We start from the raw sequence: 11,406 nt of genomic DNA on the forward strand, positions 1-11,406 counted from the left end.
TTCCAGTGAGGATACTTCAGGCTCAGAAAAAGGCGTTTCTGAGAAAAAGGCTTCCGGCGAGGAGTTCAATAAGTCTGAGACCAGAGTCCCAGACTTATTGTTTATTCTATTAAACTTTTAAGGAATTAGAAAAGAGAGACATTATGACAGGACAAAATCATAAATTATGGGGCGGTAGATTTGAGACTGGTTTAGAACAATGGGTCGAAGAATTCGGAGCTAGTATTTCTTTTGATCAAAAGATGGCAGAATATGATATGAAAGGCTCTATTGCTCATGTAACTATGCTGGGACAAAAGGGAATTATTTCGCAAACAGATGCTGCAGCTATCAAATCAGGCCTAGAAGAGCTTTTAAAAGAATACCAGGAAGGGCAGCTGGTCTTTGACATTAGTAATGAAGATATTCATATGAATATTGAGACTCTCCTGACAGAGAAAATTGGATCAGTTGCAGGGAAATTACATACAGCGCGCTCCAGAAATGATCAGGTTGCAACGGATATGCATCTTTACCTCAAAGCAAAGCTTGATGAAGTTATTGAGAAACTAGACCATTTAAGAAAAACTTTGGTATATGTAGCAGAAAAGCATGTTGATACGATTATGCCAGGCTATACTCATCTTCAGCATGCCCAGCCCATATCTTTTGGCCATCATCTTATGGCTTATTATAATATGTTTACCCGTGACAGTGAGCGTTTTGCCTTTAATAAAAAGCATGCTGATCTTTCACCGCTTGGGGCAGCTGCACTTGCAGGAACAACTTTTCCTATTGATAGGGAAATGACAGCTGATTTAATGGAATTTGCCCAGCCCTATAGCAATTCTCTGGATGCGGTATCAGATCGCGATTTCATTTTAGAATTTTTAGCGAATGCTAGTATGTTGATGGTGCATATGTCGCGTATTTGTGAGGAAATTATTAATTGGTGTTCTCATGAGTACCAATTTATAGTACTTTCGGATACTTTTTCAACAGGCTCTTCTATTATGCCGCAAAAGAAGAATCCTGATATGGCTGAACTGATTCGTGGGAAATCAGGCCGTGTCTTTGGCAATCTTTTTGGTCTATTGACTGTAATGAAGTCTTTACCGCTTGCTTATAACAAAGATCTGCAAGAAGACAAAGAAGGAATGTTTGATACGGCTGAAACAATTACAGTTGCTATTGATATTTTAGCAGGTATGCTGGAAACGATGACAGTCAATAAAGAACGTATGGCAGAATCAACAGAAGAAGATTTTTCAAATGCAACTGAGCTAGCAGACTATCTAGCTAATAAAGGTCTTCCTTTTCGTCAGGCACATGAAATTGTAGGTAAGTTGGTCTTAGAATGTACTAAGAATGGCCATTATTTACAAGACCTTCCTTATGAGCGTTATCAGGAAATTTCAAATCTTATTGAGAAAGATATCTATGAGACACTGAAATCGCATACTGCTGTTGAACGTCGGCATTCGTTTGGAGGAACTGGATTTGATCAGGTGAAATGGCAAATTGAAGAAGCGAAAAAAACCTTTAAATAAGGAATTGGAAAAAGCTAAAAAACAAGATGTTTTTTGGCTTTTTTTTATTTTATGATATAATAGGTTGAATTTAGATAATTTGGAGTTATGTTTTGAAAAAAAGCTATCGCGTCAAAAGTGATAAAGATTTTCAAGCCATTTTTACTAGCGGTCATAATGTTGCTAATCGGAAATTTGTTGTTTACAGTTTGGAAAGAAAGCAGGAACATTTCCGTGTCGGTTTCTCGGTTGGCAAAAAATTAGGAAATGCTGTTACTAGAAATGCTGTCAAACGAAAGATGCGTCATGTGCTTATGGAGCTTATTCCTTATTTAAGTGCAAAAGACTTTGTCGTTATTGCCAGAAAAGGCGTTGAAGAATTGAACTATGGTGAAATCAAGAAAAATATGATCCATGTTTTAAAATTGGCAAACATATATCAGGAAAGGAAGAATCGGTGAAAAAGAATTATAAATTAGTTGGACTGGCTCTGGGAGCGTTCGTGTTTTTATCGGCCTGCGGACGTGGTCAGGTTACAGGACAATCCAGCGGTATGTGGGAAAGATTTGTTTATTTCTTTGCTGAGGTCATCCGCTATCTTTCGATAAATGGTCAAATTGGTATTGGTATTATATTGTTTACACTTATTATCAGGACCATACTTTTACCGCTTTTTAATATGCAGTTGAAGTCCGGCCAAAAGATGCAAGAGCTTCAGCCAGAGTTAAAAGCTCTGCAGGCTAAATATTCTGGAAAAAAAGACAGAGAAAGCCGCCTTCGCTTAACAGAGGAGACTCAGGAGCTCTATAAAAAACACGGTGTCAATCCTTATGCCAGTTTATGGCCTCTTGCCATCCAAATGCCAGTATTGCTGGCACTTTATCAGGCTTTATCAAGAGTGGCTTTTTTAAAGGAAGGAACTTTTTTATGGGTTGATATTGCTAAACCAGACCCTTATTTTATCCTTCCCATCTTAGCGGCAGTATTTACTTTCTTATCTTCTTGGCTGACAAATAAAGCGGCTAAGGAAAGAAATGGAATGATGGTTGTTATGACTATTGTTTTGCCAATTTTTATCCTCGTTATTGGTATAAATATGGCAAGCGGGATCGCTCTTTATTGGGCTTTGTCAAATGCCTATCAAGTATTCCAGATTTTGCTGCTTAATAATCCATTTAAAATCATTGCAGAACGCCAGCGATTGGAAGCTGAGGCTCGTGAATTAGAAGCTAAAAAGAGACGTGCCATGAAAAAAGCACGCAAAAAAAGGAGATAAGGAGAGCAAAATATGGTGTTGTTCACAGGAAAGACGGTTGAAGAGGCTATTGACGATGGTTTAAGACAAATGGGGCTTTCTCGTATGAAGGCTCATATCCAGGTTATTTCTCGTGGGAAAAAGGGGTTTCTTGGGTTTGGAAGAAAACTAGCCCGTGTTGAAATAAAAAATATCAGCGATAACACGATTCATAAGGAGGACAGGCAAGCAATACACGAAGTCCCTGATACTATCAATGAACAAAATCATTCTGCTGCTTCTATGGTAGAAGAAACCAAGGAACAAGTGCCAGATCAGCATCCGTCTCTTCAGGATGGGTCGGATCAAGACTCTAAACAGCTTAAAGAGCAGTCAGAAAAGAGCACAGGTAACAATAAGGAGGCTGCTGAACAGACTTTTGAAGAATTTGTTGCCAATGAATTTGATACGGTGGATGATGGTAAAGACATTGCTTTAGCAAGTGAAGACGTCTCAAAATATGTCCAAACGATTATTTATGAAATGGATTTGGAGGCAAGTATAGAGACAACTTATACCCACCGTCAAATGAATCTGCAAATTGAAACGCCAGATGCTGGAAGAGTTATAGGCTATCATGGAAAAGTTCTAAAATCGCTGCAGTTACTGGCGCAAAATTTTTTACATGATCACTATTCAAAATATTTCACTGTTTCCTTAAATGTTCATGATTATATGGAACATCGGACAGAAACGCTGATTGACTTTGCCCATAAAACAGCTGCTAGAGTATTGGAATCAGGCCGTCCCTTCTTTATGGATCCAATGAGCAATAATGAAAGAAAAGTGGTGCATAAAGCCATTTCAGCTATTGCAGGTGTTGAAAGTTATTCTGAGGGAGACGATCCTAATCGCTATGTTGTTATTGCGGTCAAAAAGTAAAGCATGCATTTGTTGACATTATTGTGACATGAAGGCCAGCGGACTAAGCTAAAATCTGCTGGTCTTTTGACTTTTACCATATTGATATCAAACCGATCTTTCAAAACTAAGATATTATCATTTTCGAATGATACCCAAAGAGAATATATCTTGACACTGTCCTTTCTTTGTTATAAAATAGTCTAGTATGTTTAGTAACTGATCAAATAATAGCCGGCTAAACGAATACGAAAATCTATGAGGAGGTATTCAAAGTGAAACGCACTTTTCAACCAAGTAAAATCCGTCGCCAACGCAAACATGGTTTCCGTCATCGTATGGCGACTAAAAATGGCCGTCGCGTCTTAGCTGCGCGTCGCCGTAAGGGCCGCAAAGTCTTATCAGCTTAATAAAAGGAAATATTAATGCAAAAACCAACAGAAACTCGAGGCTGTTGGTTTTTTGTATATAATTTTATCCTTTGGTCATTTTATCTTAGCCCTTATTAACAGTTTGTATCTTTCTAGGAAACAGCAGACTTGAGCAGATAGCTAAGATAATGACTAAAAGCGAATAGCTGTAAAGTTTTGTGAAAGCTTTGGTGTATCTTTCAACAGAATAATCTTTAATATGCTTAACAGCTGCATTGATCTGCCTATTAATCTGCGCTAATTTTTGCTCTACGCCAGATTTGACCTTTTTATAAATTTTCTGTTTTTGAATTTGAGAAAGACTGCGTGGATATTTTTGCAGTGTTTTTTGATAAGCCTCATTGATAATTTCTTTGCGTTCGGCTTTGGAAAAGTGATCAGAAAGCTTATTACGGCTTTTTCCTTTTCCTAGAGATTTAATAGCAGTTTCCTGAATGGTTTTCTGTTTGGTCTTTGAAACATCAATAGTTTTAACTTCTGTTTTGATGTATCTGACAGCCTCTTTTCTAGCTGTGCTGAGATTTGTATAGAGTCCCGTGACATAGACAGCGACGGCTAGAACAATTCCCACCTGTCTGAGGACACCGGCGACACTTTGGGAGGCTGTTAGCAGATTTCCGGTAAAGTCTGAGGCAGCTAATACCGTGATAGGACCAGCGATAATACCATAACCAGTCCCTAAAATTAAACAAGTTAAGGTGGTTTGGGTGCTGTCTGCCATATCAATTTTTGTAAACAGGATATAGGCAGCTGCCATTAGAGTGAAACCAGTGGCAATGACAAGACGAGGTCCCAATTTATCAATAATGAAAGCAGCGAGTGGTGAAAAAATAAAAATCATGGCAGTAATCGGAGTTACCAGTAAAGCAGCTTCCAATTCGGTCTTGCTTTGCACACGGGTAAAGTAGGTTGGTAAAACAACAGTTACGGCTACTAGAAAGATATTACTGAGAATGATAGCAAGAGCAGAGCCGGTAAATTCCTTATTTTTAAAGAGTTCCAAAGGTACCGTGGGTGCCTGACAGCGTTTCTCCCACAGGATGAAAATGATAAGAAAGATGGCTGAACTAATCAGTAAAGTCAGAATCCCAGGACTCGTCCAACCCCAATCCCGTCCTTTTACAAGCCCCAGAGTCAGTGCAAATAAGGTTGCCATGCTAAGCAGAGCGCCAAGATAATCAATCTTGGCTTTTTCTGTTGCTTCATGCCAGTCTAAACATACCAGACAAATTAGCAGAGAAATAATCATTAATGGAATATTGACAAGAAAAATCCAGCGCCATCCTAAAAACTGTGTCAAAACCCCTCCAATGGTCGGTCCCAAAGCAGCAGCCAATCCTTGCGTAACTCCCAGAGCTGCAATAACACCTTTACGTGCAGTCAGGCTAACCGTATTAATCCCAATTGTCATCGATAGAGGAAAGACAATGGCTGTTCCAATACTCTGCAGCCCGCGCCCAAAAATTAGTAGCTTAAGGTCAGAGCTAACTGCCGAAATAAGAGAGCCTCCCATAAAAATCAGCAGTCCCAGTAAATAAAATTTGTGCTTGCCAAACTTTTCAGCCAGTTTGCTTAAGGGAATGGTCAATGAAGCAAAAATAATAGTGTAGACATTGAGTGACCATTGAAGGTCATTCAGGTTGACGCTTAAGCTGTCCTGAATAGCCGGCAGGGCAATATTCATAACAGTTGTGTCCAGCATACATAGGAAGATACCAATGCACATGGCAATAATAGCAAATAAACGTTTCATAGAAACACCTCTTTTTTATATTAACAATGATAATATAAATTAAATCAATATAATTGTCAATAGTTGATTACTGATGTTATTTATATTATGATAAATAATATAAATAAAGTGAGGTAATCCTATGCAAGGGAAAGACATCATTCTTGGGATTTTAAGCAAACAAAAGCGTTCGGGTTATGAAATTAATGATATATTGCAAAATCAGCTCTCTTATTTTTATGATGGTACTTACGGCATGATTTATCCGACCTTGAGAAGACTTGAAAAAGAAGGAAAGATTTTAAAGGAAGTCGTTATTCAAGAGGGCAGGCCAAATAAAAATATTTATGCCATCACAGAATCCGGCAAGGAAGAATTTGATGCTTATTTACAGTCAGAAATAGATGATGAAACTTTCAAGTCTGATTTTCTGATGAGACTCTTTTTTGGAACGTCCTTAGATAAATCAGCTCTAAAACAGATGCTGACAGAAGAAATAGCGAGGAAAGAAGAAAAAATCAAGAGATTAAATGATAATTTTAAAGTATGGAAAAATGAAGGCGGACTGACTTCCACTCAGGAAATGACTATCAAGTACGGTTTGGCTCAGTATGAAGCAACTAAGAAAGTTTTGGAAGAGGAGCTGGTAAGGTTGGACAAGCCATTGAAATAGATGACAGTTCTATTGTTTGTGCTCAAAGCACAAACAGAAAAAAATCCCAGCAGATTCATTCAGAATTTGCTGGGATTTTAATTATCGTTTTAGTCTAGGAAAGAAATGTACCAAATGCTTTAGATAGAATATTATCATAGTTTGCTGAACCTAAACTCTATCATCTAACTCAGCAAATTATCATATTTAGTTTAGCATATGGTATAATGCTAATATGATAAAAATTTTCGATACACATACTCATCTCAACGTGGAAAACTTCACAGGAAAAGAAGCAGAGGAAATTGCTTTTGCGCGTGAGCTGGGTGTGACTAAAATGAACATTGTTGGTTTTGATCAGGAAACTATTAAAAAATCACTGGCGCTGTCCAATCAGTATAATGAGCTCTACAGCACTATTGGCTGGCACCCGACCGAGGCTGGCTCTTATACGCAGGAAGCAGAGGATATGATTGTCAGTCACCTGCACGATCCTAAGGTCATTGCTTTGGGCGAAATTGGGCTTGATTACCACTGGATGGAAGATCCCAAGGAAGTACAGATGGACGTTTTTAAGCGTCAGATTCAACTGTCTAAGGATCATGATCTGCCTTTTGTTGTCCATACTCGTGATGCTTTAGAAGATACCTACCAAGTTATCAAAGAAGCTGGCCTTGGCCCTCGCGGGGGCATTATGCACTCTTATTCAGGCTCTCTGGAAATGGCTCAGCGTTTTGTTGATTTGGGCATGACTATTTCATTTTCAGGTGTCGTTACTTTTAAAAAGGCTCTGGATGTCCAAAAAGCAGCGCAGCAATTGCCATTGGATAAAATCCTAGTTGAAACAGACGCCCCTTATCTTGCCCCTGTGCCTAAACGCGGCCGTGAAAATCGCACTGCTTACACCCGCTATGTCGTTGATAAAATCGCAGAGCTCCGCGGCCTTACGACCGAAGAAGTCGCCCAAGCTACCTATGACAATGCCATGCGGGTATTTGGATTGAAAGAGTAGATTAGAAGATAGCGACCATAGGTCGCTTAAGCCGATAGTTTCCGTCGTGATGAAAGTAACAGCATTCATGCTGTTACGAGGGATTTTTGAGACTTTAGACTCAAAAATAAGTATGGAACGCCGTAGGCGGTTGCTTACGTCCCCATCACCTGAGGAAACTGTCAAAAAGAGAATTATGAAAAATAAAATTAAAATACAAGAAGTCCTTGTCGTCGAGGGCAAGGATGACACTGCCAATCTCCGCCGTTTCTACGATGTGGACACATATGAAACCAGAGGCTCTGCCATCACTGATGACGATCTTGAGCGTATCGAAAAACTGAATGACCTGCGCGGGGTCATTGTCTTTACTGACCCCGACTACAATGGTGAGCGTATTCGTAAAATCATCATGGAAGCAGTGCCGACTGCCAAGCATGCCTTTCTCAATCGCGGAGAAGCCGTGCCCAAGTCCAAAACTAAGGGACGATCCCTTGGTGTTGAACATGCCAGCTTTGAAAACTTGCAAAAAGCCCTGTCTGGCGTGCTGGGCAGCTATGATGACGACAATCGCTTTGACATCACTAAATCTGATCTTATGCGCCTTGGTCTCCTCATGGGTTCAGACAGTCGCAAACGCCGCGAGTACCTGGGCGAAAAGCTGCGCATCGGCTATTCCAACGGCAAGCAGCTCCTCAAACGCTTGGAGCTGTTTGGTGTGACATTGGCGGAAGTTGAGGGAGTGATGGCAGTGTATGAAACATAAAAAAAGAGAATCGCTTTGTTAGTTCGCTTATCCTAGGTTTAGCCATTGGAAAGGGATGAAAAGTTGCTTTGTTTACAATGAAGGAGAAATTATATGTTTATTATCAATTTAACTTATGTGAAACCCTTAGCAGAGGTTGAAAAGCACTTAGAAGCACACATTGTCTTTTTAAATAAATATTATCAGAGCGGAAAATTTATTTGTTCAGGACGGAAGCATCCTCGAACAGGCGGGATTATTTTACTAAAAGCAGAGAATAAAGAGGATGTGAGACAGATAGTTGCAGAAGATCCTTTTTATCAAAACAAAATAGCAGAGTACGAGATTATTGAATTTTCACCAACAAAGTATGCAGATGGTTTCGAACAAATTTTAAAATAAGTCAGTTCAAGGGAGAAAGTAAAGCATGAAAAAAGTAATCATTACCGGCGGAAACAGCGGGATTGGTTATCAAGCTGCCAAGCAGCTAGCTGAGAAACACTGTCAGGTAACTCTCTTTTGCCGTAATGAAGAGAGAGCTAAGAATGCTTGTGAAACCATTATTCGTGAGACTGGTAATCCCCATGTAACCTCTTTTTTGGCAGATCTTTCTGATATGGACAGTGCCCGGCAGGCAGCTGCAGCCTATATTAAGGAACAGGAGAATCTGGATATCTTAATTAATAATGCAGCTGATTTTGATTTGTCAGTGAAAAAGCCTGTTCTTACAAAAGATGGATTGGAAAAGCAGTTTGCGACCAATGTAGTTGCACCCTTTATACTGTCTCAGAATTTTATGTCTTTGTTGAAAGAATCAGATAGCGGTCGCATTCTTAATATCTCATCACAAGGTTTACAAGCCTATCCTTTTATTCAGTTGGATTTTGATAACCTACAAGGGGAAAAATATTACAGCCCTTCTAAGACCTATTATCAAAATAAGTTGTCTCTCTTAATGCTGTCACTTTACATGAGAAAGCAAGTTAAAGATGTGAAGATTCAGGCTATTAGGGTACCTAGTGTGAAGGTAGATATAAAGCGTTACAGCAATCTCTCGTACTTCATGAAAAAGCTGTATCAACTGAAATCTTATTTTTCAATTTCACCTGACAAAATGGCGAAAACTTATGTTACGCTTGCCACAGAAGATGGGTACAAGGGTTTTTTATATACTGAAAAATGTCAAGAGGTCAAGGCCAACCGTTTTGCCTATGATGCAAATGCACAAAATAGACTCTATCAATTGCTGGGGCACATCACTTCTCCAGAAGCTAATAGAAAAAACTAAAAATGAGAAAAGAGAATACATGAGAATTGCAGATTACAGTGTCACCCGCGCTATCTTGGATCGTCACGGGTTTACCTTTAAAAAAATATTTGGTCAGAACTTTTTGACTGACACTAATATTTTGCAGAAGATTGTTGACACGGCAGAGATTGACAAGAATACTAACGTTATTGAGATTGGTCCCGGTATCGGTGCTCTAACTGAGTTTTTGGCGGAGAATGCCGCTGAGGTCATGGCTTTTGAGATTGATGACCGATTAGTGCCGATCTTGGCAGATACGCTGCGTGATTTTGACAATATCAAGGTAGTCAATGAGGACATTCTCAAATCAGACTTGCAAACGCGTATCAAAGAATTTAGTAATCCAGCTCTACCTATTAAGGTCGTAGCCAACCTGCCTTACTACATTACAACACCTATTCTCATGCACTTGATTGAAAGTAAAATCCCATTTGCAGAGTTTGTAGTCATGATGCAAAAAGAAGTGGCAGACCGTATCTCGGCTGAGCCCAATACCAAGGCTTACGGCAGTTTATCAATTGCAGTGCAATATTATATGGCAGCTAAGCTTGCTTTTATCGTACCGTCTACTGTTTTTGTACCCGCACCCAATGTAGACTCGGCCATTCTCAAGATGACCCGCAGAGAACAGTCCTTGGTGCAAGTTCAGGACGAAGATTTCTTCTTTCATTTAGCAAAGACAGCCTTTGTTCACCGCAGAAAGACTCTGTGGAACAATCTCACCAGCCGCTTTGGTAAGTCAGAAGAAGTCAAGGCTAAATTGGAGCAGGCTCTTGAGAAAGCGGACATCAAGCCATCTATTCGCGGCGAAGCCCTGTCCATTTCAGAATTTGCCAAATTGGCTGATGCTTTGAAGGAAGCAGGATTCTAAATACTTCAAGAACCGATCTAGGGAAATACCCGTACTTTTCTAGTGAAGGGTACAAAGAAGTATTAGTTAGTAGACACAGACTGGGCGGGCAGTCTGCCCCGCTTTTTCAAGGCTATCAAACCATTGGGGATTAGGGTTGAAGATATTGCCTATCTTTTAATTACCCATTATCACCCTGATCATATGGGGTTGGCACAGGATTTGATGAACTTGGGTATTCAGCTGCTGGTTATGGATGTACAAAAGGATTTTATTCATCAGTCAGACAGCATTTTTGAAAAAGAGGGGAGGGCAATCAGGCCTTCAAATCTATTTGTGATGAGAAGATTATTTTGCTTTCTTGTGATGCTAGCCGAGCTTTTCCAGCGAATTTAGGGATTACTGGCGAAGTTATTTCAACCCCTGGTCATAGTGAAGACAGCGTATCTTTGGTTTTAGATAGTGGCGAGGCGGTGGTTGGGGATCTTTATCCTATAGCACAGGTTCCGCTTTATGATAATCCGGTTCTCACAGAGACTTGGCAAAACTTGCCGGCGCATCATCTGGAAACGATTTGCTATGCCCATTCTCTGTCAGATGATATCAGCAGCACTCTTTCATTTAAATAAAAGAGTAGAAATGATAAAAATAAAGTTACTTGCTGTCTTTTGTGCGGTACTCTTTTTATATAGGTTTTCCTGCCTTGTCTAATTTTATCTAGTCTGCCTTTAGGTAACTTTTTTTAGGAAATTTTACGCTGCTTTTCCTCCTTAGCTGAGCCCAGCCAATCTTTTCTTTTGACCTTTATAGCAGTCTTTGCTTCTTATTCCTATCAAAAAATCTCACTGACTCAGTGAGATTTTTTTGATGATATTGCCTGTCTTATACGCAATGAAAATCAAAAAGCAAACGAGGAAGCTAGCTGCAAGTGGTACTGACGTACGGCAAGGTGACGCTGCCCTAGTTTGAAGAGATTTTCAAAGAGTATTAATTTCTGCTATAAGGGATGGTTTATTGGAAGCGATCCTTTAGT

General features: G+C 39.6%; 14 protein-coding genes. 13 read left to right on the top strand and 1 reads right to left on the bottom strand.

Going from position 1 to position 11,406, the window contains the following annotated elements:
- Window positions 1–143 precede the first annotated feature (143 nt).
- From argH to rpmH, 5 genes are all read left to right on the top strand, one after another.
- Window positions 144–1,529: an argininosuccinate lyase gene (gene argH, locus STRMA_RS08885; protein WP_003081899.1), complete on the top strand. Its 1,386-nt coding sequence runs from the start codon at window positions 144–146 to the stop codon at window positions 1,527–1,529.
- 92 nt (window positions 1,530–1,621) lie between these two features.
- A complete protein-coding gene (rnpA, locus tag STRMA_RS08890; RefSeq protein WP_003079407.1) occupies window positions 1,622–1,969 on the top strand; it encodes a ribonuclease P protein component in 348 nt (115 codons plus the stop codon).
- Window positions 1,966–2,784 carry a YidC/Oxa1 family membrane protein insertase gene (locus STRMA_RS08895; RefSeq protein WP_003081466.1) on the top strand — a complete coding sequence of 273 codons (819 nt, stop codon included), beginning with the start codon at window positions 1,966–1,968 and terminating at the stop codon, window positions 2,782–2,784. Before rnpA ends, STRMA_RS08895 begins: the two co-directional genes overlap by 4 nt.
- 12 nt (window positions 2,785–2,796) lie before the next feature.
- A complete protein-coding gene (jag, locus tag STRMA_RS08900; RefSeq protein WP_003080800.1) occupies window positions 2,797–3,684 on the top strand; it encodes an RNA-binding cell elongation regulator Jag/EloR in 888 nt (295 codons plus the stop codon).
- Between the two features lie 254 nt (window positions 3,685–3,938).
- Window positions 3,939–4,073: a 50S ribosomal protein L34 gene (gene rpmH, locus STRMA_RS08905; protein WP_003082097.1), complete on the top strand. Its 135-nt coding sequence runs from the start codon at window positions 3,939–3,941 to the stop codon at window positions 4,071–4,073.
- A gap of 85 nt (window positions 4,074–4,158) precedes the next feature.
- Here the strand turns inward: rpmH and STRMA_RS08910 are convergent, their stop codons facing one another.
- Entirely contained in the window at window positions 4,159–5,847 is a 1,689-nt protein-coding gene (locus STRMA_RS08910) for an MFS transporter (protein WP_003080285.1), read from the bottom strand.
- A 121-nt stretch (window positions 5,848–5,968) separates the two neighbouring features.
- Here STRMA_RS08910 and STRMA_RS08915 point away from each other — a divergent pair, with 121 nt between their 5' ends.
- From STRMA_RS08915 to STRMA_RS09975, 8 genes are all read left to right on the top strand, one after another.
- Window positions 5,969–6,499, top strand: a complete 531-nt coding sequence (locus STRMA_RS08915) for a PadR family transcriptional regulator (protein ID WP_003079815.1) — start codon at window positions 5,969–5,971, stop codon at window positions 6,497–6,499.
- A gap of 214 nt (window positions 6,500–6,713) precedes the next feature.
- Window positions 6,714–7,490, top strand: coding sequence for a TatD family hydrolase (locus STRMA_RS08920; protein WP_040841669.1), 777 nt, complete (start codon window positions 6,714–6,716; stop codon window positions 7,488–7,490).
- Between the two features lie 175 nt (window positions 7,491–7,665).
- Entirely contained in the window at window positions 7,666–8,235 is a 570-nt protein-coding gene (gene rnmV, locus STRMA_RS08925) for a ribonuclease M5 (protein WP_003081675.1), read from the top strand.
- Window positions 8,236–8,328: 93 nt separating this feature from the next.
- On the top strand, window positions 8,329–8,616 hold the full coding sequence (locus STRMA_RS08930) for a YciI family protein (protein ID WP_003080253.1): 288 nt from the start codon (window positions 8,329–8,331) through the stop codon (window positions 8,614–8,616).
- Window positions 8,617–8,641: 25 nt separating this feature from the next.
- Entirely contained in the window at window positions 8,642–9,502 is an 861-nt protein-coding gene (locus tag STRMA_RS08935) for an SDR family NAD(P)-dependent oxidoreductase (protein WP_003081954.1), read from the top strand.
- A gap of 19 nt (window positions 9,503–9,521) precedes the next feature.
- A complete protein-coding gene (gene rsmA, locus STRMA_RS08940) occupies window positions 9,522–10,394 on the top strand; it encodes a 16S rRNA (adenine(1518)-N(6)/adenine(1519)-N(6))-dimethyltransferase RsmA (protein ID WP_003078763.1) in 873 nt (290 codons plus the stop codon).
- Between the two features lie 123 nt (window positions 10,395–10,517).
- Window positions 10,518–10,769 carry an MBL fold metallo-hydrolase gene (locus STRMA_RS09970; RefSeq protein WP_003082132.1) on the top strand — a complete coding sequence of 84 codons (252 nt, stop codon included), beginning with the start codon at window positions 10,518–10,520 and terminating at the stop codon, window positions 10,767–10,769.
- Window positions 10,727–11,002 carry an MBL fold metallo-hydrolase gene (locus STRMA_RS09975; protein WP_003078681.1) on the top strand — a complete coding sequence of 92 codons (276 nt, stop codon included), beginning with the start codon at window positions 10,727–10,729 and terminating at the stop codon, window positions 11,000–11,002. Before STRMA_RS09970 ends, STRMA_RS09975 begins: the two co-directional genes overlap by 43 nt.
- Window positions 11,003–11,406: the final 404 nt, after the last annotated feature.

It is taken from the genome of Streptococcus macacae NCTC 11558, from assembly GCF_000187995.2.
Classification (GTDB): Bacteria; Bacillota; Bacilli; order Lactobacillales; family Streptococcaceae; genus Streptococcus; species Streptococcus macacae.

Bases quoted from the DNA above. Each gene is read 5' to 3' on its own strand.
- rnmV (WP_003081675.1), top strand. From the start codon at position 7,666: ATGAAAAATAAAATTAAAATACAAGAAGTCCTTGTCGTCGAGGGCAAG.
- STRMA_RS08935 (WP_003081954.1), top strand. From the start codon at position 8,642: ATGAAAAAAGTAATCATTACCGGCGGAAACAGCGGGATTGGTTATCAA.
- STRMA_RS08910 (WP_003080285.1), bottom strand. From the start codon at position 5,847: ATGAAACGTTTATTTGCTATTATTGCCATGTGCATTGGTATCTTCCTA.
- STRMA_RS08930 (WP_003080253.1), top strand. From the start codon at position 8,329: ATGTTTATTATCAATTTAACTTATGTGAAACCCTTAGCAGAGGTTGAA.
- jag (WP_003080800.1), top strand. From the start codon at position 2,797: ATGGTGTTGTTCACAGGAAAGACGGTTGAAGAGGCTATTGACGATGGT.
- STRMA_RS08920 (WP_040841669.1), top strand. From the start codon at position 6,714: ATGATAAAAATTTTCGATACACATACTCATCTCAACGTGGAAAACTTC.
- rsmA (WP_003078763.1), top strand. From the start codon at position 9,522: ATGAGAATTGCAGATTACAGTGTCACCCGCGCTATCTTGGATCGTCAC.
- argH (WP_003081899.1), top strand. From the start codon at position 144: ATGACAGGACAAAATCATAAATTATGGGGCGGTAGATTTGAGACTGGT.
- STRMA_RS08915 (WP_003079815.1), top strand. From the start codon at position 5,969: ATGCAAGGGAAAGACATCATTCTTGGGATTTTAAGCAAACAAAAGCGT.